Origin of the sequence: Kribbella sp. NPDC051587 (assembly GCF_044453945.1) — a bacterium.
Classification (GTDB): domain Bacteria; phylum Actinomycetota; class Actinomycetes; order Propionibacteriales; family Kribbellaceae; genus Kribbella.
Genome location: NZ_JBITDE010000012.1, coordinates 161,780 through 187,115, shown reverse-complemented (window position 1 = coordinate 187,115; position 25,336 = coordinate 161,780). Strand labels below are relative to the sequence as shown.

The window sequence follows — 25,336 nt, the reverse complement described above, 5'->3', positions numbered from 1 at the left end:
GGCGGTACGACGAGAGGAGCCGGGGCGATCCGCTTCTCCTTCCCCAGGACGGAGTCACCGATGAACGTGGAGTTGGAGGAACTCATCAGCGACGCGGCCAGGTCGGGTTGGGCGGAAGGTCCGTCCAAGCGGCTGGCCGAGGGGATCGAGGAGCGGATCGTGGCTGTGTTGCCGAGCAGGATTCGCGTCGCGCTCGGCGGCGACGAGGCCGCTCAGTTGGCTCGTCTGATCGCCTGGGAGCGGTGCCATGAACTGGCCGTGGTCACCCCGCCGGGCGGACTGTCCTGGGGGTACCTGGCGAACTTCGTCCGTTGGCGGCTGACCGACGTACTGCGAGCGGAGGCTCATCGCCGGCGGCAGTATCCGCTGACGGCCGCGCTTCCGGAACCGGAGTCTCTGCCCAGTCCGACGTTGGGTCACCTTCTGGACCAAATCGTGGAGGAGCTCGCTCGCAACGGCATGCGGGCAGCTAGCGCTCGGTTGCTGATCGCGGCCGCGGCAGATGGTACGTCGTACCAGCGGGCGGCCATCGTGGTTCGGCTGCGACGGGTCGGCGCGTCGAAGGAGCAAGCCGAGGCATTCAGTTGGCTGCTGCGCGGTGGAGCGGCCGGGCGCTCCGCGCTGGCACGTCTCGCCTCCGGGCAGCCACCAAGACAGGTCTTCGCCGAACCGGACGTACGACGCTGGATCTGGGCCGCAGCAGGCCGTGACCTGCGGTTTTTCGGACGTAGAAGGGCCGTCGAATACCGCCGATCAGCTGGTACGGAGCTTCTTCGAGCCGCCTGACACAAAAAGTTCCGGGCTCATCCGTTGAAGCCCGGCATGACACACAACTCCTCAGCCGTACCTCGCCACCACTGGCTCGTCCGGTACTACCGCGCGCAGTTCCGGTTGTTCCTGCACGTCTTCGGCGGGCTGCGGATCATCCCGCCGCCGCTCACCGCACTCGGGTTCGCGTGGCTACGCCGTACTCAAGTCCCCACGAAAGGAAAACGGATGAACAAGTCGATTCGCTCCAGGATCGTGATCCCCGCAGCGCTCGTCCTTGGCACAGCGCTCGTCGTGCTGCTCGCCGGATGCGGACAACGCTCAACCAGTACGCCGGTAGGCCCGGCGGTGCCAGGAGACAACATCCAGGCGACCCGGGCACCGCTGGAGGAGTGGAGGGTGCCAGTCACCGCCGATCCGCGCCAGTACGCGATCGCCTTCGCGCAGGCCCTCTGGACGTACGACACGTCCAAGCACAGCTACAGCGATTGGGAGACGGCGATCAGCATGTTCCCGGGCACTGAGGCTGCCGCGGTCGCGCGCAGCATGCTGCCCGGGGCAGCGGAGTGGCGGCAACTCGTACTTCAGCGGGCACGAGCCCACGCGCTGGAGATCAGCGCCGCGACGACACCGGAACTGGAGAAGCTGAAGGCCATGCACGGCCTGCCGCCGGGGTTCCAGGCGTACGTCGTTCGCGGCAAGCAGACCGTGCAGTTCGGCAAGGAGTTCAAGACGATCGACCGATTGCTGGCGGTCAGCGTGGTCTGCGTCTACACCTGCAAGCTCTGGTCCGCATCGGCGCAAACCTCACTGTGATCATCAAGCTGACACTGGCCGGCGCTCTGCTGGCCAGTGGGATCGGCCTGATGGCGCCGCTGGCCATCGCCGCCCAAGGCGACGACACCTGCGTCGTGACGCCCACCGAGACGCTACCGGCCGGATGCCAGGCGCCGGCCGTGAACACCGGCACCTTGCCGGGAGCCGAGGAAGCAGTGGCGCGGGCGCTGAGGCTGGTGGGCAGCCACGGCTACTACCAGCTGTGCGCCCGGCTGGCGGCCCATATCTGGGGCCGTGCGCACTCGGGCTACTACTCCGCGGCCGTGCAATGGCACCAGATGGTGCGAACCGGCCGCGCACATCGTAGCGATCGGCAACCACCGGTCGGGGCGCTCCTGTTCTGGGACACGGGCGGTCCGTACGGCCACGTCGCCGTCTACGTCGGCAACGGCCAGATCGTCTCGAACGATATCGGCGACGGTATCCCCGGCGAAGGCGGCGTCTACCGCGTCGCCTTCGACCTCATCGAGTCGAAGTGGGGCGCGAGCTATCTCGGCTGGGCCCCGCCGATCTACCACTCCTCTTGATCAACGAAGGAACTCACGTGTTCAGCCACAGCATCTTCATCCAGGATCCCGGCATCCAGCCGAATACCGATGGTCTACCCGGTCTGCCGGCGCTTCGGCAGATGATCGGCGCGCTACTGCCATTCGGGCTCGCTGTCTGCGTCGCCGTGTTCGTCATCTCGGCCGCGGCGTGGGGGATGGGCAGCATCAACGGCAACGCCGGCTATGCGAGCAAGGGCAAGTTCGGCTGCCTGATCGCCGTCGGTGCGGCGATCTTGATCAGCTCGGCCAACGGCATCATCCGCTTCTTCAGTGGCATCACCATCGCCTGATCGGAGCTTGTGATGGAGAACTGGCTTCAATGCCTACTGAGCCCGAGCGCTTGCGCGGCCTCTGGTGCCGCCGACGCCGCGGCCGAGTCGATGTGGCAGTCGTTCCTGAACTGGATGGCCAAGGGCTTGACCCAGCTCACCGGCTGGGTCTTCAAGGAGTTCAGCAACAGCACGTCTCCACGGTTCAATCAGGACTGGTGGCAAGAGAACCTCGATCTGATGATCGCGATCTCGTTGCCGCTGCTGGTCGGTCTGTTCGTGTTCCAGTGCCTGTCAGCCGCCGTACGGCGCGAGCCCGGACAACTGGGCCACGCACTGGTCGGCGCACTGATCGGTACGGCGGGCGTGCCGTTCTCGGTCGCTGTCATCGCTGCCCTCGGCAGCGTGGTCGACCAGATATCGCTCGGAATCCTCGGAGGCAAAGCAAGCGCCGAGGGAATCAGCCGTCTCACTACGCTCACGGCGCTGCCCGCACTGCCGACCCTCGGCGGCTCACTCCTGGTCGCCGCCATCCTGGGTCTGATCGCTGCCATCTCCCTGTACTTCGTCATGCTGCTTCGCGAAGTGGCACTGATCGCGTTCGTAGTCTTTGCTCCGATCGCGATGGCCAGCTGGACCTGGTCGGCGACGCGTCACTGGCTGCGGCGGTGGATCGAGATCGTGGGGGCGTTGCTGTTCTCCAAGATCGCGATGGCCTTGATCTTCACGCTGGGGCTGTCGGCGATCGGCAACACCCAGGCGGACGGCGACCCCAGCATCGGTACGTTCCTGGCGGGGATCTTGCTGTTTGCGATGGCGGCCTTCGCTCCGCTGGCGACCTTCTCGTTCATTCATTGGGCAGGTGATCACGCTTCGGCCGCAACCCACCTGTTCCAGCAGGGAGCCACCGGCGCGACTGCCCTCAAGCACCGCGCCGAGCAGGGATACGGCTGGGCCGCTCATCACTTCGGGGGTTCGAGCGGCGGCGAAGACTCATCTCCCGTCGTAGGCGACGACCAGGCTCCGGCCGATGGCGATGACGCACCCGACAAGTCCGATCTCACGATGTCGTCCGGCCCCGAGGTGGTCGTCGTCGACAACAGCGGCAGTACGCCGCCGCCACCCGAGCCGGCTCCTAGCAGCGGCAGTTCCGCAACGGCGGTCGCGACCAGCCAGGTCTCGGTCTCGAGCAACGAGCCGACCCAGCAATCGGATACCGCCGGCAACACCGACAAGCACGGAGGCAACCAGCAATGAGCGGCCCCAGCGCACTCTCCACGCGCTTCCCCCGCCCTGAACGCAACGCCGTACTGCTGGGGCTGCGGCCAGTGCAGGTGGGTCTCCTTCTCCTCGCTGTGGTCGTTCTGACGGTCTCGTTCGTCGAGCAGTTGCCTCTGGCTCGGATGGTAGTTGTGTTGTCTGTGGCATCGATCTGCTTGGCCATTGCATTTCTGCGGGCCGAGCATGTGCCCTTGTACCGCTGGCTCTTCCTGCGCGCGGTTTACCTCGCACGGCGGCGGTCGTACCGAGCCGACGTCACCAAGCCGCGCCAGCACGGACGGCTGCAACTGCCCGGCGACGGCGGCGCGCTGCGGATCCTGACCACGACCGCGGGAGTGGGAGTAGTGCACGACCCACGCCGCCGCCGACTGATCGCAGTAGCGAAACTTGAAGGGCCGGCGCACCTGCTGCAAAACACCGACGAACAGGACCGCCGGGTGACGGCGTACGGGCAACTGATCGCCGGACTGTGCCAGAGCAACCGCATTACACGCGCCCAGGTCCTGGAACGGACTCTGCCCGACCCAGGCGACGAACTCAGCGCATGGGCAAAGGCCCGAGAGGTCGACCCGCACTCCCCAGCTGGAGCCATCTACACAGACCTGCTCCGGCAGGCAGCACCAGCGTCGGCTCGGCACGAAACGCTGTTCAGCTTCGCGATCAGCCTGGATGCGGTCGGACGCGAGGTCCGCAAACACGGAGGCGGCATTGCTGGAGCCACCGCCGTACTGGAGTCAGAGGCTCGTGCCTTTCAGACCTCGCTCGCTGCCGCGGGCGTGGCAGGGTGCTGGCTGAGTGCGAAGGAGCTGGCGATGAGCCTGCGCGTAGCGTTCGATCCCGCGGCGACCCGGACGATTCCAGCAGTGCAGGGATTCGACGCTTCGGAGGCTGGGCCGCTGGCGGTCGACGAGGACTGGGATCAGCTGCGCACCGACTCCTCGTTCCACCGCGTGTACGTCGTCACTGAGTGGCCGCGCGTCCGGGCGAACCCATCGTTCCTGAGCCCGTTGCTGCTCAAGCCGGGGATCAGGCGCACGTTCAGCTTGGTGCTGCAGCCGATCCCGATGGCCAAGGCGCTGCGAGACGCCCGCCGTCACCAGGTCGAACGGATCACCGACCGCGCCACGCGATCGCGAATCGGCCAGCTGGAGACCGAGGAGGACCGGCAGTTGGACGCCGACGTGGCACAGCGCGAGCGCGATCTTGCCGCCGGCCACGGTGACGTCCGGTGGCTGGGCCTCCTTGTCGTGTCGGGGGACAACGAGGAGGCGCTCGACGACGCGTGCATGGAGATGGAGATCGCCGCGACCCAGGCACTACTCGACGTACGGCGGCTCGTTGGTCAGCAGCTCGAGGGATTCATGGCCGCCGCACTACCGTTCGGGATCGGACTCTGATGAAGCAGCAAGCGGCGTACTACGAACTCGACGGCGCCGACCGCGCCACCAAGCGAGCCAATCGCCAGCCACGAGGCATCGCGCGCTCATCCGGATCCAAGCCGAGCACACGATCGTTGGAGACGGTATCCGGCAGGAGCGCTCGCCTCTTGGTTGACAAGCACCGAGCGACCACGCGGATCTTGCAGGCGGCATACCCGTTCTTGGCCGAGGGCGGGTTGGGTGCCGACGGCACCTACATCGGATCCGACGTCTTCAGCGGCGGGTCGTTCGTTTACGACCCCTGGGTTCTCTACCAGGACCGGGTCATCACCAACCCGAACATCTTGCTGGCCGGCGTCATCGGTAGCGGCAAGTCGTCAACGGCCAAGGCCCTGATCACCCGGTCTCTCGCGCTCGGCTACAAGGCCTATGTTCCCTGTGACCCAAAGGGGGAATGGACCGCGGTCGCCGAAGCAATGGGCGGGTCGACGATCAAGCTCGGCCCTGGTCTGCCGACCCGGCTCAATCCGCTGGACGCCGGCCGACAGCCTTCGTCTGTCGGTGCAGACGAATGGGACCGGATTGTCTGGTCCCGACGTCGCGCGTTGCTGGGCACGCTCGCCGAGTCGACTCTCGGGCGTCCGCTGGCCGCGATCGAGCACACCGCGTTGGACATGGCCCTCGAAACAGCCTGCACTCAGGTCGACGTACCGACCATCCCCGATGTCGTCGTCGCCCTTTTCACCCCGGACTCCAATCGCGCCGAGCGCGCGGGTCTGCGGGTGTCTGCGCTGGTGTCCGACGGTCGCGAAGTGGCGCACGCGATCCGTCGTCTCGTGCACGGAGATCTGTCCGGCATGTTCGACGGCCACTCGACGACTGATTTCGACTCGAATCTGCCGATGGTCACGTTGGACTCCTCCTGGCTGAGCACCGGCGGCGACGACCAGGCGCTTCGGCTCACCTTGGCCTGCGCCTCATCGTGGCTCGAAGCCGCCGTGGCCGACCCGGCGGGCGGCAACAGGTTCATCGTGTACGACGAGGGCTGGCGAGTGATGCGTGACGCCGCGCTGCTGCGTCGGATGCAGGAGCAATGGAAGTTGTCACGGGCCTGGGGAGTGTCGAACATCCTCATCGTCCATCGACTCTCCGACCTGGCAGCTGTTGGTGACGTCGGTTCCGAAGCACGGGCCCTCGCCGAGGGCTTGCTGGCAGACTGCTCGACACGCATCATGCTCCGGCAAGAGTCCGATCAGCTGGCCCGTACCGCGAGTCTTCTCGGGTTGACCGACGTCGAGATCGCCACGATCGCCAAGCTTCCCAAAGGCCGAGCCTTGTGGCGGCTGCCGAGCAGGTCGTTCGTCGTGCAGCTCGTTCGCCACGCCCGCGAAGTCACACTCTTCGACACCGACTCCCGGATGTAACCGATGAACCAGCGATCCGGACATGACCTCACCGACACCATCTTCATCGCCGGAGGAGTACTCTTCGCCTTCGCCGGCGTCCTTTATCTGGCCGGTGGCATCACGAGCCTGCTTACCACAGGGGAGTGGGTCGCCTCGCCGTGGACCGACGCTCTCCGCGCCCCGCTCCATCCAAGCAACCCAGCTGCCGCCTTCGGGAAAGATCCGTCCGACCTGGCGCCGACAGCGTACTGGGCGGTCTTCGCCGTGCTCCTCGCCATCCCACTCGGCCTTGCCTATATCACCATGCACGTGTGGCAAAGCCGCAAAGCGACAATCGCCAGCCGCACCCGCTTGGTTGCCGCACGCCCAGGCCTTGCCACGCGCGGTGAAGTCGAGATCGCCGTTGGCCGTCGGCAACTCGTTCGCCGCGGCCGCACTGCCCGCCCACAGGCGCGCACCAACTCGCCGTACGAGGTCGGCACCTTGCTCGGTCACTCCCGCGGCCGCGAATGTTGGTCCTCGGTCGAAGACTCGAGGATCGACGTCGGGCCTCCACGCTCCGGCAAAGGTCTTCACCAGATCATCGGTGCAATCATCGATGCACCCGGAGCCGTCGTCACCACGTCAACGCGGCCCGACAACCTCGCCGCAACCCTCGAGCTGCGCCGAGCCATCGGACCGGTCGCCGTCTTCGATCCCCAAGGACTCGGTCGATCCGAGGGTATCCGTTGGTCACCTGTGCGCGGTTGCGAGAATCCCACGACCGCCATGGTCCGAGCCGGCGGTCTCGCCGCCGGGGCCGGCTTTGCCAAAGGCAACGTCAGCGATGCGGCCTTCTGGCACGGTCAAACCGAGATGGCCCTGCGTGGTCTTCTCCACGCCGCGGCCCTCGACGGCACGGGCATCGGCCAGCTCTATCGCTGGAGCCTCGAACCCGCCTCGGCGATTGAAGCCGTCGGCATCCTCAATCGCTCCGCAGACGCGGCCGAGGGTTGGGGCGACACCCTGGACGGCATCGTCCGGATGGACGGACGCACGCGCGACGCCATCTGGGCCGGCGTCCGCTCTGCCCTCTCGGCCCTCGCCGACCCCGCTGTGCGGCGCGCCTTCGACCCACCACCCGGCGAGGGCCTCAACCCCGCCGAGTTCATCCGTGATCGCGGCACCATCTACCTCCTGGGCACCGGGGCTGGAGCTTCTGCGACGTCCGCATTCATCGCAGCCCTCCTCGAAGACATCACCGAATCGGCCCGCCAGATCGCTGCCCACAACCCAGGGGGGAGGCTCGAACCGCCATTGGCACTGGTGCTCGACGAGATCGCCAACCTCTGCGCCGTACCGTCCCTACCCGGGCTGATGGCAGACGGAGGAGGCTCCGGCATCTCCACTCATGTCGTCATCCAGTCACTGGCGCAGGCCAGGGAACGTTGGGGCGAACAGGCCGCCGCGGCGATGTGGGATGCCGCCACCCTGCGCCTCGTCCTCGGCGGCTCGGCTCAGCCCCGCGACCTCCAAGACCTCGCGGCAGTCTGTGGCGAACACGACGAAGAAGTCCGCAACTGGAGCCGCGACCCCAACGGAGGCCGTACGATGTCGACCAGCACGCGCCGAATTCCCATTCTTCCGCCGGATGTCATCCGCACTCTGCCCTTCGGCACGGGCATCCTCCTGGCCCGCACTGCTCCACCGATCCTCGTGAACATGGTGCCGTGGACCGATCGGCCCGACGCCGATGCGATTCGCCTCAGCATCACTCGGGCAACCGACCGGCCATGAACCGCAGCGAGGAGTTCGCCCATCCCCTCGGCCTACCCTTCGCGGATCCCGTTGTCGTCTGTTGGCGCGACTTGGACCCGACGAGGGAAAGTGAGGAGCTCGAACGACTCGACTTGTGGGTCGGATGGTTCTCGGGCAGATACGGTCTGGATCACAAGGTGGTGCCTCCATGTTGGCGGCACCACGGCGCAGTGATCGAGGAGTTGTCGGCGCTTCGAACTTTCTGGGAATCCAGCTACGACGAAGATGCCGGCCCGTCCGAACCTTTGGCTTTCCACCGCGACCTCACCCTGGCACTACGGCGCCTGAGAGACTGGACCAGTTTGCTGGGCTGCACGCGGACGACTCATAGACAATCAAGGGAGATCTGAAGCGGCCGAAACAGCGGGAACAAGAAGCCAGAGCCCTCGTAGTCCCCATTTACAAGACGCACATCTGATACAGAGACGGGGAGCACTTGTCCCTGGGGTTGCCGGCCGGCGCCGCGGAGGCCGGCTGCGTGACGAGCGTCAGGCTGGTCAGGGCGGCGGCCATTACGACGAGAATGAATTCGAACACGTTCTTCTTCAAGTTGGCTCACTCACCTTTATTGTTATCAGCGGATAGGCATGTCGTCTCGCTGCGAGACTCATGTCTCCAAAGAACAGGGATGCGATCAACGCGCAGTAGACAGCGGATAGCAACGGAACTTGTTGCGGGGCCGACCCGTATCTACTGCGTGTACACCGTCTTGCTACAGAAGCTCGCCCTCAGCCAGGTCGGACGTGTTGAATCGAGTGAGCCCGGGTGCTGCAAGGCGCCAGGCATGCACTCGAACATTCTTCGGATGCTGGATATCGCTGGCTGTCCAGCAGTGGATCGGCTCGGGCGAGGGCGGCGAGCTCCATGGTGCCGGCCATGGAAGCCTCGGGGACGATGACGAGTTGATTCTGGTTCTGGCCGAACGGTACCCGCTCAAAACAGCGTGTCACTGGGCACCGCCGCACAACCGCGGGTCACACATGCCTAACGCCGCCGTGGCCTAAGCGAACGACCCGAAGCTGTTCCCCTGACCAAGAAACACTCTTCTGTTGACCTGACTACGGGCTCAGGGGGTGCGGGGCTGGTGATGAAGGCGGAGGGTGGAGACGCGGCCGGATTCGAGGCGGAGGACCCAGACGACCGAGGGTGGGCAGTGATCGGGGTCGTCGGGTGGGTTAATCAGGTCTGCTTCCCAGACCACATGGTTACGGCTGGCAACGACCGAGGTGAGGTCGTGGCGGACACCCGCGGCGAGGTCACGGTCCATGGCGGCGATCATGTCGTGGTACCCGACGGTGTGCCGACCGGTGGACCAGAAGGTCTCGACGGTCGGTAGCCAGAACGCACCCAGGACCGAGCCCATCTCACCGGAATACGGTGCCTCAAGGAGATCGAGTGCTTCTTGGCGGTGCCGGGCGGTCAGGGCGGCGATGTCGTCGTGACGCTGGGTGGCGGTGGCCAGGAGGGCTTCGGAGAGCTTGGTGCGTGCCTGGTTGAGGCGGCTTCGGATGGTCCCGACCGGCACGCCGCAAAGCATCGCGATAACGTCGTACCTCGTCGCCTCCGTGAAGTAGCGCAGCATCACGGGTAGCTGCAGTGCCGGACTCAGCCGACCGATCGCCGTCCAGATCCAGTCCCGGCTTGCGTGCGCATCGATCACCCGAGCTGGGTCGGCCTCCGTCGATGGCTGAACGAAGGCTCCGGGGTCGTCGACCAAGATCGCGGACCGGCCGCGTAGTTGCATCCGGCAAATATTCCGGACCAGCATCCGCAGCCACGCTCCGATCGCCTCCGGGTCCCGAACCGTGCCGATCTGGCGCAGCGCCGTCAGACAGGCCTCCTGGACCGCGTCCTCGGCCGCCGGCCGGTGCCCATGGAAAGCCAACGCGACCGCACGCATGGGTGCCCGATGCCGAGTCAGCAGCAGACCGAGGGCCTCGACTTCACCCTGTTGCGCCGCCCGCACCAGATCCGCGTCAGTGGTCTGATCGACCGGTAGGTGGCTTGCCACGACCCCAATTTACCCGCCGATCGAACTCCACGCGATACCGCTGCATCCTGTGGGTATGACATCAGTTTTTGAGCGTGCGCAGTTGGTAACCCTTGCTGAGCAGAGCGAGGCCGAGTTCATGTTCCAGTACGAGAGCGGTGCCCCGGCCGAGGCAGCCGCTGAGCTCGGGATCAGTACCCAGCGACTCGAAGACGGCGTGGTCATGGTGATGCGCAACGACGTGACCGGCTACTGGAACAAGGCCCTTGGCTTCACCAGCATCACGGACACGCTGATCGGCCGCATCCTCGACATCTACCGCACGGAACAAGCTCCGGTAGCCGTGCTTCAGTTGGCGCCTGACCTGCTCCCCGAAGACTGGGCAGAGATCTCAGTCAGGCACGGCCTGACCGAGGGCGGCAAGATCGTCAAGTTGATCGCGCCGATCCACTCCGTACAGCCCGAAGAAGGCAAGACCGACCTCCGCATCGGCCCGGTCACCCCGCAGGACGCCGACGAGTGGGGCCGCCTCATCATTAGCGCTTTCGGCATGCCCTCCGGCGGCCTGGACTCGATGCTGGCCGCCAGCGTCACCAACCCAAACTGCCGCACCTTTGCTGCATGGGATGGCGACCAGATCGTGGCCGGCGGCAGCCTCTACCTCCATAAATCGGCGGGCGTCGTCAACGCCGGCGCGACCGCTCCCACCCACCGCAACCGCGGCGCACAGTCAGCCATCATCGCCGCCCGGATCGCCGCCGCCCAGGATGCCGGCTGTCGCTGGGTAGTCGCCGAGGCGAGTCAGCCCGCCCCCGGCGAGTCCAACCCGTCCCTCAACAACCTGATCCGCGCCGGCCTCCAGCCCCTCTACGTCCGCTCCAGTTGGATCTGGCGCCCACGAACGAGGTGGTGAACGCAGTCAGTTGCAGGGGGTGGGTGGGCTTTGAAACGCAACGGCTAGCGAAGATCTGGCCGGGGGCCATCCTCGAACTGAGTGAAGGGCTGGGGCATAGGCGCATCCTTCGTGATGCCGATACGGCGCTGCTGCCCAACTACTTCCTGTTCTTGGGGCCGATCGAAATCAACCAAGGGATGAAGTAGATGGGAATCACCCGCCGTACCTTGCTCGCGGGAGGCGCAGTGGTACCTCTAGCCGGCGCGATCCCCCAGCCGGCCTCGGGAGTTGGCAACCACAACGTGAGTGGATCGGACATCAACAGGCAGATCGAAGAGCTCGTGGACGAGTATGCCGGTGATGGTGTGGCCCCGATCGTTGCGCTTGGGGAAGCCGTCCTGAGGAAGCGGGCGGTGCGATTCGGCGGTCAGGTGGACGACGAGGTGCTGGCCGAGTTCCTGGCGCTGATGCGTCGGACAAACAAGGCAGCGCCCGGCGTCGGGTTGGCTGCTTCGGCCGCGGACGGGCGTGCGTGTCAGGTTGGAGGACCTGAAGGCGCAGGACCAGCGTGGTGGCCATCGTGGGCAGAGGGCGGTGGGTCGAGTCGGCTGCCACCTAACGTTGACGATCGGAGCCGATCGGCCAGGCGGGTGTGGTGTGCCAGTTGGATTCGGTGATGTGAAGCTGGAGCGGGACCGAGGGCTTGGAGGCTTGTGATGCCGTACCGCTCCCGGTAGGCGCTGACGTCGCGGACGATTCGATCGAACTCGGACCTGGAGCCGCAGCGATCCTGCAACGCCGTGAACCAGGCCGGCCTGCCGATGACAGCTTGATGGGTGAGCCAGTCGGCTCGGGCCGCGATCTGGGATTCGAGCTCGCGGAACGCGACGGCGAGAGTGGGGTCCGCGAGCTGTGTGGCCGGTGTGACGAGTCCGGCGATCAGCGCGGGCTCCTGACGGGTATGTCCCGTGGATCTGCGGGTGAGTCGCTCGATTCGGGTGTGGAGCACGGCGGCGATGTCGTGGGCCTCGGTGAGCGGCGCGAGGCCGACGGACCTTCGCAGCAGTGTGGGGATGTCGAGGCCCGTGTTCTCGGCGCGGCGGAGGGCGGCTAGAAGCGCGCCGTACGCAGGTGATGCCTGTAGGGCAGCTTGGTCAGAGGTGTCGAGGCCGCTGGTGGCGACGGCTGGTGCGAAGCGGGAGCGGGCGTCCATCTGGGAGAGGTGTTCGTGGATCGGGATCAGGCGGTCCAGGCGGGTGGCGTCGTCGAGTTGCTGACGCATGATTTCGTGGGCGGAGAGCTCGACGCCGGGGTTGTCGAGGACGGCTTCGAGGAGGTCTTGCATGGTTTGTTCGAAGTGGGGTTCGTGGAGGTCGGGCGCGGGTTGGTGGGTGGCTACGTAGGCGTGGTTGGCTTCGCGGCCGCGGGTCATGCCGACGTACAGGAGGGCTCGGGTGAGTTGGTCGGTGACGACGAGGTGGGCGGTGTCGACGGTGGCACCTTGGGCTCGGTGGGCCGTGGTGGCGTAGGCGAGTTCGACGGATTCTTGGACGTAGGTGGTGGGGAGGGTGACGGTATCGTCGGCTTGGTTTTGGACGGTGAGGGAGCCGTCGGGCCAGCGGTGGATGACCGTCCAGTGGTTGCCGTTTTGGACGAAGCCGGTGGGGGAGTAGCGCAGGCGGCGGTTGTTGAGGCGGGTGACGATGTGGTCGCCGAGGCCTACGTGGGTGCCGTCGTGGAGTTCGACGCCGCCGGGTTCGACTTCGCCGGTGGTGATGCGGTCGAGGCGGGCACGTGAGTTGAGGCGGGCGACAGTGGCGTTGTCAGCGGCGATGAGGAGACTGGTTTTGCCGGCGGATATGTCTGCTAACCAGGCCTTGTAGGCGGCGTCCTCCATATCGTCGGAGGAGCCTGCGATGAGTCGGTTGTGGTCTTCGTAGGTGTCGATGACCGAGAGGGCACCTCTGCGGAGGGAGAGGCTGGCGTCGCGTTCCCACGGGGATGCGAAGCGCCAGACGTCGCTGAGCTCGGCGGCGTTGGTGTCTTGAGCGATGAGTCGGAAGGCGCCGCCGGTGTCGGCTGCGCCGAGTTGGGCGGTGTCGCCGACGAGGAGGAGTTTGGCTCCGGCGGTGTCTGCTGCTCGGGCGAGGGCGGCGAGTTCCATGGTGCCGGCCATGGAGGCTTCGTCGACGATGACGAGTTGATTCTGGTGGAAGGTCCAGCGGTCGGACTCGGCGCGTAGGGCCGCGAGTTGGATGGTCAGTTTTTGGTGGCGGCGCCGACGTCCTACGCGGTGTGCGAGGTGGGCGGCGTGCTCGGTCTGCTGGGTGAGTTGGCGGCGTTGTTCGGCGCCTAGGCCGAGGGCCTCGTAGGTCCATTTGGCAATGTTCTCGGCTGGTGCTCCGATGGCGTCGGACAGGATGTTGGAGGCGGCTGACGAGGGAGCGAGGGCGATGACTGAGCCTTCGCCATGGGCGTGTTCCCAGGTGGCGGTGAGTGCCGACAGGAGGCTGGTTTTGCCTGTGCCGGCTGGCCCGATCAGTGCCTCGACCTTCTGGCCGCTGGCGGTGATTCGGGTGAGGGCTTGAAGCTTGTCGTCGCTCAGGTCGGCGGTGCGGGATGAGCTGAGTCGGGCCTTCGGCCCTGAGGAGTCGCGGGCCAGGTCGAGGAGGACGGACTCAGCACCCAGTACGACGGGGGAGGTGTAGATCTGGCCGTTGTGGATGGTAAAGACACTTTCGCCGTCGGCGCGTCGTTCGGGGACGGTGACGAGCTCGGGCGCGGTGAGGTTGATCGAGTAGTGCTCGGCGCGTTCCACGATCGATTGGAGTACGGCGAAGCGATCGGCCGAGGACGTCATGCGTAGCAGCCGGGTTTGGCGAGCGGCTTCGGCGAGAAGGTTCCACCTGGTCCAGGTCGCGCGCTTGTTCTGCAGTGTGAGGACGGTGGCTGCGCCGTACGCGTCGATGGTCTCTGGGCTCAGTTCGGCGGCCGTGAGAGGTCGCTGGCTCTGCTCGGTGAGAGACCGCTGGATGGTCGCGATGACGTCTGCGCCCACCGCCCGTGCTGCGCGTCGCCGCCAGCTGGCGAGCATGGCGGCCAGCGGTCGGGCGGTGTGCTTCGGAGGGCGGTTCATGAGCGTTGCCTGCTGCCGCAAGACGTACATTTCGCGGCGCCCGGGTGATACGTCTCGGCCGTCGAGTAGAGCGGCCAGGTTGGCCTCGATCTGCTCTGTACGAGCGGAGAACTCCTGGATCAGGTCGTCGGGGACCGTCTCGATCTCGAACGCGGGGTTGCGTTGTGAGCCGCGTTCGCGGAGCTCCCAGTTGATGCCGAGCCTGCGGCTGAGATTGTCGGCGAGGAAGACGTTGTGGATCTCGGACATCGCGACGGCGGCACGGTAGAGGACACGACCGTCGAGGGTTCGCCATTTGAGGTCCGGGCCCTGCACGCGGTTTGCGACGACTACGTGGGTGTGGAGTTGGGGGTCGCCGGCGCGGGTGTCCCAGTGGTCGAAGGCCGCGGCGAGGAGTCCGCGGGCGTCGAGTTGCGCTAGGCCGTCGTGGCCGCTGCGGGTGAAGGCGGCGTGCTTCTCGATGAGGTCGAAGACGTCGTGGACCGCCTCGTGATGAGCAGCAGCTATCTGCTCTTGGACGCCGACATCGGCCGTCGCCCACAGCGCGGAGACCGACTTCACTGGGGAGAACGTGAGGTCGAATCCAGCGACTGCCTGACGTGATTTTTGGCGCATCTCGGCCCGTCGGATTTCTGCGATGGCGGCTGCTCGATCGGCATCGCTGAGGTCGATACCGAGAGCGCGGATCTGCTCTTCGATGCGTTTGGACGGGGGCTTGTAGACCCGGTACGGCTCGCCGAGCGTTCGTCCGGTAAGCGGGTCCTCGGCACGACCAAACAGTGCCTCCATGTGCAGCTCGGTGACCTCGTCTCCGGGCCGCAACTGGCCTCCTCCGAGCCCTGCCAGACCGGATCCCAGCCATCGCCCGGGCGGGTATCCGGACGCGGCGTAGTACGCAGTGAGCGGGGTCGCCATGCGTCGGTCTACGTCTGCCGTGGCGATGTGGCGAAGCAGGTATTTGTAGCCGTCGCCGGCGGTCAACCTGTGGATGCTCAGCACTTCGAGTGGCCGTTCGAGGTGTCGCTGGGCGGCGGTGTTGTGCGCTGCATATCGGGCTCAACGGCTGGGACGTCGAACAGCGAATCCCGGTGCGCGATGCCGCGGCCGCTCCTTGGATGCAAGAAGTGTGACGGTGCTGGCCCTGCCGTTGACGCCGAAAAAGTTGTCGTCGGCATCCGTTGGACTCACGAAACACTAGCCAGAGCTCAACGGAGGGCTTCAGATGAGCACACCTAACGATCCGAATCGGAAGCGAATCGCCGAACTTGTGAAGCAGGCGGAGGCGATCGTCGAAGTGATCGAATCGCAGACCGTCGACGGCAGATGGGCGATGACCGCCTTTAGCCGGTACAAGTTGTGCGACTTGCTAGAGATCGCTCCTTACGGGCCTTACGAGGGGAGCCTCGAGGGTGACCCAACCGCGCTACTTGAGGATGCAGTACGAATCGCTGAGGCGCTCGAGGTACCGGTCGAGGATCTCAGCTGGCGACTGGCGCTAGGTGATGCGCTTCGTACGGCGGCAGCAGACATCCGGATGGTGCAGGATGCGCGCGACGTATGAGGACATGCTGCGCGTCGCGCGACGCGCAGCCGTCGAAGCCGCTGGGTCGAGGTACGAACATCGGTCGCAGGCCGTCGACGATTGGAAGGCTGTCGTTGCGGCTTTGGCGAACCACCTGCGCTGGCTGAGACATCGACTTCGGGCGGCGGACCTGTACGACGTACCCGCGGTGCAGTCTGATCGGCCACTTGGGCGGCTAGCTCAGGCGATTGGAGCCGGCAGCGATCTGCTCGCGAGCCAAGACGCGGTGACAGCTCGTGCACTCGACAGCCCTTGGTGCCTTCTGGTTGCGAGAGCAGAGGTCGCATCGATCGCTCTGAGCGGCGCTGAGTGCGTCATGGGCAACACTCGCAGCAAGACAGCTGAGCGGCGCCGGCTGATGAGGTTGATGACCGAGCTAGAGGCGCTGGCTGACACCGGCGTACTGCGGAGCGGACTGGGTGAGCTCGGCGAGCTTTCGAGCGGCGGACCACTCACGGGCGATGACGAACTGTCGATGCTGGCGCGGTACGCGTGTCGTTGGGAGCGTGCCGATGTCACCGTGGCTGTGGGGTCGCTTCTGACCCGTGACCTACGATCATCCACCGCACAGATCCGGTCCGTCTGCGGATACATCTGGCACCTGACGGACCAGTTGCTCGCGTCATCCCACGCCGAGTTGGAGTCACGCCAACGTCTGGATCTCGGCGCGCTCAAGCGAGCTGTGCACGCGGCAGAAGCCGGAACATTGCGGGTCGCAGAGTCCTGGCGGAGGCGACTGTCCGATCTGTACGGGCCGACTGGAAGTCAGAGCGAGGCGATGTTCGCCGTTCTGAGGACCGCCTTGGACGAGGTGGTGCGGCCCGGTGGCCGCCTCCTCGGCGCGGACGAGCTGATACCGGACAGCGCGACCGCTGCCCGGTTGCTTGAGGTCGTCGACGAACTGCTGTGGTCCGCGGAGCAGATGGCACGACGACAACAGCGAGCATTCGCAGCGCTGGTAAGCCAGGGACGCTTTCTGGTACCGCGACAGGACCTGAGCAGGCTGGACCTGCGATATATGCGGCGGCCAGCGCATTCGAGGCCGCTCCAGACTCGCTGGCTGCGGACGACGCAGCCAGCCTTCTTTGCCGACCTCACCGAATACCTGGCCTGGAGCGCTGACCATCTCGAACGTGCCTCACGGGTCGCACGTCGATTGGCCGGTACATCGAAGGAGCGTCGGCCTGATCCTGCCGGCCCGATCCGCAGCCCCGCGCCGTACCTCGAACTGCCAGAACCCCCCAACGCTGAGTCCGAACATCGGAGGTTGTTATGAGCGACGCCCGCGAAATCTGGATCGCGCTTAGACACCAGGCTCAACTCAAAGGGTTCAGGGTGCTAGTGCGGCCAATGGAGCCATCCGCGATGGCCTATTGCTCCTATGAGCCAAAGGAGATCGTCATCTCAGATCGGCTTGATCCGATCGAGGCGGTCTCACGACTGGCGCACGAGGTGGCGCATCTGCACCTGCATGCTGACCTCGGAGGTCCGGACGATCTCCAGCATCAAGGCATCCGTGAGATCGAGGCGGAGCTTGTCGCGTACGACGTGCTGCAGAGCAACGGGATCAGACCAGACGACTCGATGATTCGCTATATGACGAGCTGGGCGAAGACCGTGACGTCCCAGAGGCCTGTCGAACTGGTCCAAGCTCTCGCCGACAGTCTCGTCGTGGAACGACGACTCCTGAGTACCTCGGTGCAGAGCTACGTGCGTGCGCACCTGCGTCCTTCAGCCTCGGTCGACGATCTCGGGCCTGATGGGCCGGGGTTGTGACATGGGCGCAAGCGAGAGAGCCGCCGCCCTGCGGCGGGCGCGAGAGCGCCAAGCGAAGATCGAGGCCGCGACGGCCGTCGTCGTCGCGGCACAAAGTAACGTGGGGCGAGCGATCGAGGCGAAGAATCAGGCGATCGAACGCCACGACGAGCGCATCGTCGCGGCCGAGGAACATGTGCAGTCGGAGACAAGCCGACTGGCGAAAGTTTGCGGGTCTGCCGAGGCCGCTGCGGAGATCCTCGGGGTATCGCAGCGCGACGTTCGTAGGATGATCAAGGCTGAGCGGAGCCGACAGGCCGGACAAGCCGCGGGCGGGGTGCGTCACGATGTCCTCTGATTTCGATCCACTGTGGGACGTCGACCAGGTATCGGCGTACCTGAAGGTTCCGAAGCGCACTCTCTACCGATGGCGATCCCACGGGTACGGGCCGCCGGCTCGACGCGTTGGTCGGCACCTCCGATATCGCGCCAGCGAAGTGATGTCGTGGTACTCAAGTCTCCCCGGCGGTGTCCGCGCCGAGTGGTAGACCTGAGGGACGAGGTGAAGGGTCTGTCATTTGGGGCGGTCCGTCTCACGTGTGAGCCGGTCTGCGATCCGCTGTAGATCGGATTTGGGGACCACGGACTGCTCGGCGCACGAAGCCAGCAGAACCGAGACGGCGCCAATTGCTAGGTCGAGCGCGTCGTCCCACCCGTAGCCGTAGACGCGCTCCCAGGGGCGACGGATGCGTGTGACGAGACGATTTGCCGTCCGCCGAAGTCGTCGCGACCCGTGGCCTCGGTGTGTGAGCGCAGGCATGTACTCATTTCCGAGGGACGTGATGAGGAAGGCGGGTTCCTGCCACTGACAGGGGAGACAGCGGCAGGAACCCGCCTTTCTCGTGATGCTTCACTACGCGGTGAGGCGCGTCGTGAAGTGGAAGGCGTGACCGACGCGGAGACCGCCCTCTCGGCACATCAGCCACGCCGGCTCAGGACAGCTGCGATGAGCTGCCAAGGACCATGGGATCGGCGTCGACATCGAACGGATCAGGGTCGAACCAGCGAATCTCCGCGGCGCCCAGGTGAGCGTGAACCTCGAGCAGATCGCCGATGCTCGGCCAGAACGTCAGGCAAGGGTGCTTGCCCAACCACTGCATCGCAATCCACTGATGGCCGTCGCCTGTGGGCGGGAACTCAACCAGCAGTGCGACGACGCCAGTTCCTCTGATGCTTGCCGGATCACGGTAGTTGTACAGCTCGCCGCGCCGCATCATTCTCGGCCTCGCGTCAGGTCGTAGGCGACGTCGACCGCCATCGCCAGGGCGATGATCAGCGTGCTCAACAGCAGGCCGCAGAACTGAAGCGTCACAAGCCTTCTCCATCAATCGGTGACTACTCAGCGACATCGCCGAGCATGGCTCAACCTTGTCGCCGACTGGCCGGACAGCAGAACCATGTCCTCAGACATTTACGGACATTTCGTGCTACTGTCCGATCAGACATTTACCGACATCTACCCTGGAGTTAGGGCGGTGTTCCTAGTGAACACGGTGCTTCGGCGCGCTATGTACGACGCAGGCCTGACGGAGCTCGATCTGGCGGTCGAACTGGCCGTGGACCCCAAGACCGTGCGCAACTGGATGCGCGGTCAGGTACCTCACGCGAGCAGCCGCAGTGCGCTGGCGGCTCTCTTGAATGTTGAGGAGTCAGTGCTCTGGCCGATGACCAGGCGCGTGGCATCCACACTGGAACGGCCCGCGGGGCTTGTAGGGGTGTATCCGCGCCCTTCGGCGGTGAGCCGATCCGACTGGTTGTCGTTGTTCACGACCGCAGAGGTTCGGATCGGGATCATGGCGAGCGACGCACCGTCGCTTCTCGAGGATCGCCAGCTGGTGGGCGCCCTCATGGAACGCACCCGGATTGGGGTGCAGACACGCATCATCGTCGTGTCGGGGGACCAAGCCTCTGTCGACCGGCTTTCCATCGAACACGTTGGGATCGAGGTGAGGCTCCATACGGAGGGTCTGTACAACTCGATCTACCTCGCCGACGATGACCTGCTCGTTAACCAGCACTCGTACGGCATGGCTGCATCGGAGTCGCCGGTGTACCACTACCGCCGTACTGAGCAAGGCGACATGTTTGACACTTACCTCTCCAGCTTCGAGGCCATTTGGGCTTCCGCTCGTGGTGCACGGTTGATCGACGGGCGAGCCTAGGCAGACATCTGCGTACGTGAAGACTTCCGGCCCTGCGGTCCCCTTGTCCAGTACGACGTCGTACTGTCGAAGGGTGATGGTTGTTGAGGAGGCAAGGTCACTCGCGAAGCGTTTGCTGTGCGAGCAACTACCGCGGCGCTGGGCCCACACCCAAGGTGTCGGCCGCCGGGCCAACGAGCTCCGCGGGATGCTGGGAGAACAGGCGCAGGTGGTCGAGGTGGCCGCCTGGCTGCACGACATCGGCTACTCGCCAATGCTGCTATCGACCGGTTTTCACCCGCTGGACGGTGCGCGGTACCTGCGAGATGTCGTCGTAGCCGATGAGATGGTCTGTCGCCTGGTAGCCCATCACACAGGAGCGATCGTTGAAGCCGATGAGCGGAGCATCCCAGAACTTCGTGACGAATTCCCGATGCCTGATCCGGATCTGCTGGACGCTCTGACCTACTGCGATGCGACGACAGATCCCGACGGATGCAGAGTCGGGGTCGAGGAACGGCTGAGCGAGATCTTGATGCGCTACTCGAACGAGCATGTGGTGCACAAGTCGATCCTGCGTTCGGCGCCTGCCATCAGAACGTCTGCACTGAACGTTCAGGGACGGCTGGGCGTCAATCGAAGTAAGGGGTCGAGCCGGGGGAGAGGTAATGCGTGATGCGCTGGCGCATCGAGCGGTGCATCTGAAGGTTAGCCAAGGCATCGCGGGCGACCCAGTGGACCTGGCTGCTCTCGTCGCTGGGAGTTGGCTCACCGCCGGTCGCGCGGGCCCGCAGGAGGATTGAGAACTCCTGCCGAGCCTCTCCGTTGCTGGTGTACAGGATGATGTGCTTCGGATCGGTGTAGATGCCGAGAACATCGAGGATCTGGCAGTCGATGCCGGTCTCTTCCTTGGTTTCGCGTACGCCGGCTTGTGACATCGATTCGCCGAGGTCGATCGCGCCTCCGGGGAGCGCCCAGTTTCCGTTGTCGGATCGCTCGATCATGAGGATCTCGCCGGCGTCGTTCTCAATGACGACGTTTACTGACGGGACCATGCTGTTGGGCGCTGGCGCGTCGGGGTCGTCGTAGTAGTCGATTCGTCCAGGCATTAGTCCTCCGTCATGGGGGCGGAGTCTTTCCAGACTCGCTCGAAGCTCTCGAGGTAGTGGGTGGCCAGTTCGCCGCCAGGAATCTTGCGCAAGTACCACACGGGTGCCTGAGCTGCCGGCAGGCCGTAGATGTGGGTGTTGACGAACAGGCGGTCGTCGGCCCGGAAGATCGAGTTGTAGAGCACAGTGCGGTGAAGCCTGAACTCGACGCCGTCGACGGTGGCAAGATCGCCGTAGAGAGTCACGGCGTTCCGGATCTTGGCGGCGAGCGCGTCGCCGATGCCCTCCTCGCGACCACGGTTCAGCACCGTCTGGTCCAACGGATCGCCGAGAAGGATGCGAATGCGGGCACCCGCCTTGGCCTTCTTCCGGAGCAGGCGCTGGATGCCGGCATCCTCCGCTAGGAACAGGCCGGCGTACACGAGAATGCCGATCTCGCTGTTTCCGGCACTGAGCAGCTGGCGCCACTCGTCGCTTGGTACGTCGGAGCGCTGTGGGTAGACCTTGACGATCTCGCTCTCGGAGACGGCGGCGGCACGGTCCCGCGTGAGGGCGTCCGGCCAGAGGTAGGACTCCTCCTTGTCGAGCCGCTTGGCTATCGCGTGCCGGTTACGCGGGAACGGGAGCAAGTCGTTGAGGACCCAACGTTCGACGGACTTCACATTGACGCCGAGGTCCTCTGCCAGGGCATGATGGGTGAGGCCATGCTCAGCCATCGCCGCTCGCAGTCGTTCATTAGGCACGAGACCTAACCTAAGACATTTGAGGACATTTTGGTGCCATTCCAGATGTCTCGGAGATGTCGGATGATGCCGTGACGCTGTCCCTCCGGTGCGAGGCATCCTGCTTGCAGGAACCTCAGGAGGGACCATGCGAGGCAGAAGGATGTACGCATTCGAGATTGCGACCCGTGGCCGCGACGGCTCGTGGTCGACGGTGGCATCCGGGTCGGGGCAGTTCAGTCGGCCGCCGAAGGCGAGCGTACGGAGCATCGCCGAGCGGTGGATCCATGAGGAGACCGGGCGCTTGAGCGGTGGCCGGCTGCTGGTGGTCGGACGGCGGCGTGGCGTTCCGCGAGGGTTCCTCGCCACTGTGCGGATCCGGCTCGTGGATCCGCAGGGCGACTATCCGCTCGCCTCGGCGTACATCGGACTCGATCGCCGGGACCACCGCCAGTTGCCTGTCGCGGAGCGGCTCAGCCGTGGCTGACAGTGGGCGCAAGCCCAACGAGCTGCTCCGGCGAGCACGGGGCTCCGTGTCGCAGGAGGTTCTGGCCGAGAAGGTCAACGCGACGATCTTCCGTGCGACCGGCAAGGGCGCCGGGATCAACGCGAAGATGATCTCGGCCTACGAACGCGGGTGGTACACCTGGCCGGGTGACGACGTGCGTAGTGCGCTGTGCGAGATCTTCCAGGCGCGAACGCCTGCGGAGCTCGGCTTCTACATCAGCCGACCCAAGCGTCGGCCGCCCGCGTCCGTTGAGCTGACGGCACTTGCCGGGAAACCCCTGACTTCTGATGCTCCAGTGAGCCTGGTGGTGCCGTCGGGTCGGTCGTACTTCGGGACTGAGCTCTCGGCGCACTACCAGGAAGCCGAGCGGCACAGTTCCAACCTCCTGCTGATCACGCCGGACGAGCAGCTGTTGGAGCAACTTCGTCGACCGGACCGGCGTTCCCTGGTCGTTGTGGCAGATCAGGAGCAGCGGAAGTACGTTGCTGACGCTCGGCGGGTCGTCGACCGGGCCCGCAGCGGGCAGGTGTCGCAAGCGGTTCCGATGGCGAATATTGTTGACGATCTGACGGTCGGAATCATCTGGGCGACCGCAAACGCCGACTCAGCCTTGCTTGCAGATGACGCTCAGCTCGAGCGAAGCCAGCTGTACGTGACGCATCAACAGAACCGCGCCGCCTCGCGAGGAGACGTCGACGAGGTGCCGTCACTGAACCGGGTGGCTGCGCACTGGCTGGGGTCGCAGTTCTGCTCGCGTTACATACTGGGGCACCTCGACGGACTGGGCGACGATCCGTTGTTCTGGACCCGTGAGCAGCGTGGAGAGGAAGCTGCAGCTTGGTTGCTATGGGCCCATAAATTCGAGTACCTCCGGGGCGTCTGGCGCAAGTTCCCGCGCGCACGGCGAGGGTTCTGCATCCCGGAGAGCGAGGTCGAGGCATCACCCAGTTTCGAGCGGGTGATGCTTCTGCTGTCGATGGCGCTCATGGAGGCCTTCGGCATCCGGGTGCAGATCAGCGCCGAACCCGACCACGGTGAGGTCGAGGGCTTCGTCTTGGCCGATCGCGCGATCGTGGCGAACTGGCTGGGCAGTCCGGGGCTGTGGTGTGTCGAGGCCAGCGCGTCTGCGTCTCGGCTGACGACCTACCGTCAGATCAGTGAGCAGGTCGGTGCGGAGTCGTTGCTGACACAGGAGACTCCGCTCGGACGTCTGGCGGCAGCTGCGGAGTACCTGCGGGTGCCGTGGGAATGGTTTCGGCGGAGATGTGGCGAGCTGGCGGCGGTCGGTGTCGACGACATCTGCCATCCACGAAGCCGTCTAGTGTCGACCCGCGGGCTGAACACCGCGCTTGGCTACGTTGCTCACATGGATGTTCTTGAAGGAGATGACTTTGCGCGCAGCTGAACTCACCATGGGCCGGACCTTCGCAGTTCATTTCGATCACGGCGACGACTTCTACGCCGCCTTGGCCGAGTTCTGCGCGGAGCACGACGTACGGCAGGGGTTCATCCCGATGTTCATCGCCGGCATGCGGGACGTCCAGCTCGTCGGCACCTGCGACAAGCTGGAGAACCCGGACGCACCCGTGTGGAGCTCAGTACATCTCGAAAACGTGGAGGCCGTCGGCGGAGGCACTCTCGCGTACGACGAGGAGACCGGCAGCGTGCTTCCGCACATCCATGTGTCGGTCGGGCTGAAGGCGCAGTCGGCAGTCGCACACACCAGTCATCTGCTCGGTGCCAAGATCCAGTTCCTCACCGAGATGTACGTCGTCGAGGTGAGCGGGCCGACGTTCTCGCGTCAGCGCGACCCTGGTCTGTACGACGTCCCGCTGCTGTCCTTCGGGTCCGCTTGGACAGATCGACCTGCGCCCTAGCTTCCTGGCAGTCCTTGATTGGTAGAACGAGGTTCTGAATCGTCTGGGTGGTCACGACTGTCGGAGTCGTGGATCACGTGGAGGCTTGGAAGAGGGCGGCGAAATCTCAGGCAGAGAAGGAGATTGCGGCGCGAGACGCGGTCTCGGGTGAGCGGCTTATCGAGGTGAACGCTGCCGCTGCCAGGTTCTATCGGCGAGAGTTGAAGTGTGACAAGAAGACCTGGGTTCGGGACTTCCTGATGCGCGGCGGGGTGCCCGAGTTGCTCGCACCGGACTCGCACTGGGCATTGGGATTCGCCCCTGATGCCCGTTCGCGTCTCGTGGACCACCTGAGATCTCAAGGGTTCAGCCTGGCTACGGTCCGCGATTCCGGACTCGGACTTCTTGACGCTGACGGGCGGACGGTCGATCGGTTCAGGGATCAATTGATGCTGCCGGCAAGGAACGATCGCTTGCAGGTCACTGGATTCGTCGGTGTCCGGACCGGCGAGCGTGCACCGTACTATGCGGCGTCGCCGGCGACTGCAGTTCATGGGCGGTCGGCAAGCCTGATCGGCGTTGCCGAGCAGTTCGACCTGCTGGACGGCGAAGCTCAACCGATACTGGTCAACGACCCGCTGGACGCCTTCGTGATCGAGCGGCTCAGCCGGCTGGGCGGAGGCCGGTGGGTCGGAATCCCGTTGTGCGACTCACTGCTGTCGGCCGACCAGGCAAGGATCCTGGGTTCCTACACGGCAGCTGACACGGTGATCGTGCTGGTCACAGGCAAGAGGGCAGCGCAGCGAGTTCTGGCAGATTGCTACCGCGATCTCACCGGATTCTTCCGAAGGGTGCAGGCTGTCGAGCTTCCTAGCGGGAATACGCCGGCCAGGCTTGCGCTGGCGCCGGGCGGCCTCCAGCGGCTCCATGACGCACTGCTACGTACACGCCCGCTCATCGACTACCGACCGTCCCGGGGGACAACTCGTTCGATGCCGCCAGCGACCGAGGTCGATGAGGCTCCAAGGCCAGAGTTGCCCTGATGCATCCGGCTAGGATTCGAAGCGCGGTGGCAAGATCGTGACTGATCTAGCGACTGCAATCGGTCGGTAACCGGATCGCCACAGAATAGGGGCTGGCGTCAACAGGTTGCTCATGGCAACACTGGCAACGTGGCCAAGCTGTCGGCCGATCTTCTCGGACCGGTCGGGTTGGAGCTTGCCCGGGCGGTTGAGCGACTGCCCGGGCAACATGGTCTGCCGGTGGCTCCGAGCTCGAGTTGAAGTGGGACGGGTTC

At 65.2% G+C, this 25,336-nt stretch carries 27 protein-coding genes; 21 read left to right on the top strand and 6 right to left on the bottom strand.

What is annotated here, in order from left to right:
- The first annotated feature begins 60 nt into the window (after positions 1-60).
- From ACIA49_RS33145 to ACIA49_RS33110, 8 genes are read left to right on the top strand one after another with little or no spacing between them, the layout of a single operon-like run.
- Positions 61-786 (top strand): hypothetical protein, encoded by a 726-nt coding sequence (locus ACIA49_RS33145; RefSeq protein WP_396381850.1) that lies wholly within the window; start codon positions 61-63, stop codon positions 784-786.
- 36 nt (positions 787-822) lie between these two features.
- Positions 823-1,584, top strand: a complete 762-nt coding sequence (locus tag ACIA49_RS33140; protein WP_396381849.1) for a hypothetical protein — start codon at positions 823-825, stop codon at positions 1,582-1,584.
- The gene (locus ACIA49_RS33135; protein ID WP_396381847.1) at positions 1,581-2,132 is read left to right on the top strand and encodes a CHAP domain-containing protein; all 552 of its coding nucleotides are present in this window, start codon (positions 1,581-1,583) and stop codon (positions 2,130-2,132) included. Before ACIA49_RS33140 ends, ACIA49_RS33135 begins: the two co-directional genes overlap by 4 nt.
- A gap of 17 nt (positions 2,133-2,149) precedes the next feature.
- Complete coding sequence (locus tag ACIA49_RS33130; RefSeq protein ID WP_396381846.1) at positions 2,150-2,443, top strand: DUF6112 family protein; 294 nt, start codon at positions 2,150-2,152, stop codon at positions 2,441-2,443.
- A 12-nt stretch (positions 2,444-2,455) separates the two neighbouring features.
- Entirely contained in the window at positions 2,456-3,679 is a 1,224-nt protein-coding gene (locus ACIA49_RS33125) for a hypothetical protein (RefSeq protein WP_396381845.1), read from the top strand.
- Positions 3,676-5,100: an SCO6880 family protein gene (locus ACIA49_RS33120; RefSeq protein WP_396381844.1), complete on the top strand. Its 1,425-nt coding sequence runs from the start codon at positions 3,676-3,678 to the stop codon at positions 5,098-5,100. The genes ACIA49_RS33125 and ACIA49_RS33120 overlap by 4 nt, the downstream gene beginning before the upstream one ends.
- On the top strand, positions 5,100-6,506 hold the full coding sequence (locus ACIA49_RS33115) for an ATP-binding protein (protein ID WP_396381842.1): 1,407 nt from the start codon (positions 5,100-5,102) through the stop codon (positions 6,504-6,506). Before ACIA49_RS33120 ends, ACIA49_RS33115 begins: the two co-directional genes overlap by 1 nt.
- Before the next feature lie 3 nt (positions 6,507-6,509).
- Complete coding sequence (locus tag ACIA49_RS33110; protein ID WP_396381841.1) at positions 6,510-8,264, top strand: type IV secretory system conjugative DNA transfer family protein; 1,755 nt, start codon at positions 6,510-6,512, stop codon at positions 8,262-8,264.
- A gap of 420 nt (positions 8,265-8,684) precedes the next feature.
- On the opposite strand, the gene ACIA49_RS33105 is transcribed toward ACIA49_RS33110, so the two are convergent.
- The gene (locus tag ACIA49_RS33105; protein ID WP_396381839.1) at positions 8,685-8,834 is read right to left on the bottom strand and encodes a hypothetical protein; all 150 of its coding nucleotides are present in this window, start codon (positions 8,832-8,834) and stop codon (positions 8,685-8,687) included.
- Between the two features lie 517 nt (positions 8,835-9,351).
- Positions 9,352-10,296, bottom strand: coding sequence for an RNA polymerase sigma factor (locus tag ACIA49_RS33100; RefSeq protein WP_396381837.1), 945 nt, complete (start codon positions 10,294-10,296; stop codon positions 9,352-9,354).
- Between the two features lie 55 nt (positions 10,297-10,351).
- Here ACIA49_RS33100 and ACIA49_RS33095 point away from each other — a divergent pair, with 55 nt between their 5' ends.
- Together ACIA49_RS33095 and ACIA49_RS33090 are read left to right on the top strand one after the other, a co-directional pair.
- Complete coding sequence (locus ACIA49_RS33095) at positions 10,352-11,188, top strand: GNAT family N-acetyltransferase (protein WP_396381835.1); 837 nt, start codon at positions 10,352-10,354, stop codon at positions 11,186-11,188.
- A 23-nt stretch (positions 11,189-11,211) separates the two neighbouring features.
- Entirely contained in the window at positions 11,212-11,376 is a 165-nt protein-coding gene (locus tag ACIA49_RS33090) for a hypothetical protein (protein WP_396381834.1), read from the top strand.
- 329 nt (positions 11,377-11,705) lie between these two features.
- Here the strand turns inward: ACIA49_RS33090 and mobF are convergent, their stop codons facing one another.
- Positions 11,706-15,305 (bottom strand): MobF family relaxase, encoded by a 3,600-nt coding sequence (gene mobF, locus ACIA49_RS33085; RefSeq protein ID WP_396381833.1) that lies wholly within the window; start codon positions 15,303-15,305, stop codon positions 11,706-11,708.
- 223 nt (positions 15,306-15,528) lie between these two features.
- Here mobF and ACIA49_RS33080 point away from each other — a divergent pair, with 223 nt between their 5' ends.
- The 5 genes from ACIA49_RS33080 to ACIA49_RS33060 all read left to right on the top strand — a co-directional run bounded on the left by ACIA49_RS33080 (position 15,529) and on the right by ACIA49_RS33060 (position 18,191).
- Positions 15,529-15,867, top strand: a complete 339-nt coding sequence (locus tag ACIA49_RS33080) for a hypothetical protein (RefSeq protein ID WP_396381831.1) — start codon at positions 15,529-15,531, stop codon at positions 15,865-15,867.
- 388 nt (positions 15,868-16,255) lie between these two features.
- Positions 16,256-17,164 (top strand): hypothetical protein, encoded by a 909-nt coding sequence (locus ACIA49_RS33075; protein ID WP_396381829.1) that lies wholly within the window; start codon positions 16,256-16,258, stop codon positions 17,162-17,164.
- Complete coding sequence (locus ACIA49_RS33070; RefSeq protein ID WP_396381828.1) at positions 17,161-17,664, top strand: ImmA/IrrE family metallo-endopeptidase; 504 nt, start codon at positions 17,161-17,163, stop codon at positions 17,662-17,664. The genes ACIA49_RS33075 and ACIA49_RS33070 overlap by 4 nt, the downstream gene beginning before the upstream one ends.
- 1 nt (position 17,665) lies before the next feature.
- The gene (locus ACIA49_RS33065) at positions 17,666-18,001 is read left to right on the top strand and encodes a hypothetical protein (protein WP_396381826.1); all 336 of its coding nucleotides are present in this window, start codon (positions 17,666-17,668) and stop codon (positions 17,999-18,001) included.
- On the top strand, positions 17,991-18,191 hold the full coding sequence (locus tag ACIA49_RS33060; RefSeq protein WP_396381824.1) for a helix-turn-helix transcriptional regulator: 201 nt from the start codon (positions 17,991-17,993) through the stop codon (positions 18,189-18,191). The genes ACIA49_RS33065 and ACIA49_RS33060 overlap by 11 nt, the downstream gene beginning before the upstream one ends.
- Positions 18,192-18,635: 444 nt before the next feature.
- Here the strand turns inward: ACIA49_RS33060 and ACIA49_RS33055 are convergent, their stop codons facing one another.
- On the bottom strand, positions 18,636-18,920 hold the full coding sequence (locus tag ACIA49_RS33055) for a hypothetical protein (protein ID WP_396381823.1): 285 nt from the start codon (positions 18,918-18,920) through the stop codon (positions 18,636-18,638).
- 291 nt (positions 18,921-19,211) lie between these two features.
- Here ACIA49_RS33055 and ACIA49_RS33050 point away from each other — a divergent pair, with 291 nt between their 5' ends.
- Both ACIA49_RS33050 and ACIA49_RS33045 read left to right on the top strand, forming a co-directional pair.
- Complete coding sequence (locus ACIA49_RS33050) at positions 19,212-19,865, top strand: multiprotein-bridging factor 1 family protein (protein WP_396381822.1); 654 nt, start codon at positions 19,212-19,214, stop codon at positions 19,863-19,865.
- Between the two features lie 76 nt (positions 19,866-19,941).
- The gene (locus ACIA49_RS33045) at positions 19,942-20,520 is read left to right on the top strand and encodes an HD domain-containing protein (RefSeq protein WP_396381977.1); all 579 of its coding nucleotides are present in this window, start codon (positions 19,942-19,944) and stop codon (positions 20,518-20,520) included.
- Here the strand turns inward: ACIA49_RS33045 and ACIA49_RS33040 are convergent.
- Entirely contained in the window at positions 20,477-20,953 is a 477-nt protein-coding gene (locus ACIA49_RS33040; protein WP_396381820.1) for an NUDIX hydrolase, read from the bottom strand. The genes ACIA49_RS33045 and ACIA49_RS33040 overlap by 44 nt on opposite strands.
- Positions 20,953-21,696 carry a multiprotein-bridging factor 1 family protein gene (locus ACIA49_RS33035; RefSeq protein WP_396381818.1) on the bottom strand — a complete coding sequence of 248 codons (744 nt, stop codon included), beginning with the start codon at positions 21,694-21,696 and terminating at the stop codon, positions 20,953-20,955. The genes ACIA49_RS33040 and ACIA49_RS33035 overlap by 1 nt, the downstream gene beginning before the upstream one ends.
- A 127-nt stretch (positions 21,697-21,823) precedes the next feature.
- On the opposite strand from ACIA49_RS33035, the gene ACIA49_RS33030 reads away from it, so the two are divergent.
- The 4 genes from ACIA49_RS33030 (at position 21,824) to ACIA49_RS33015 (ending at position 25,082) form a co-directional block, all read left to right on the top strand.
- Positions 21,824-22,162 (top strand): hypothetical protein, encoded by a 339-nt coding sequence (locus ACIA49_RS33030; protein ID WP_396381817.1) that lies wholly within the window; start codon positions 21,824-21,826, stop codon positions 22,160-22,162.
- Positions 22,155-23,588 carry a hypothetical protein gene (locus ACIA49_RS33025; protein ID WP_396381816.1) on the top strand — a complete coding sequence of 478 codons (1,434 nt, stop codon included), beginning with the start codon at positions 22,155-22,157 and terminating at the stop codon, positions 23,586-23,588. The genes ACIA49_RS33030 and ACIA49_RS33025 overlap by 8 nt, the downstream gene beginning before the upstream one ends.
- Positions 23,569-24,060 carry a PPC domain-containing DNA-binding protein gene (locus ACIA49_RS33020; protein WP_396381815.1) on the top strand — a complete coding sequence of 164 codons (492 nt, stop codon included), beginning with the start codon at positions 23,569-23,571 and terminating at the stop codon, positions 24,058-24,060. The genes ACIA49_RS33025 and ACIA49_RS33020 overlap by 20 nt, the downstream gene beginning before the upstream one ends.
- A 68-nt stretch (positions 24,061-24,128) precedes the next feature.
- Positions 24,129-25,082, top strand: a complete 954-nt coding sequence (locus tag ACIA49_RS33015; RefSeq protein WP_396381814.1) for a hypothetical protein — start codon at positions 24,129-24,131, stop codon at positions 25,080-25,082.
- Positions 25,083-25,336 lie beyond the last annotated feature (254 nt).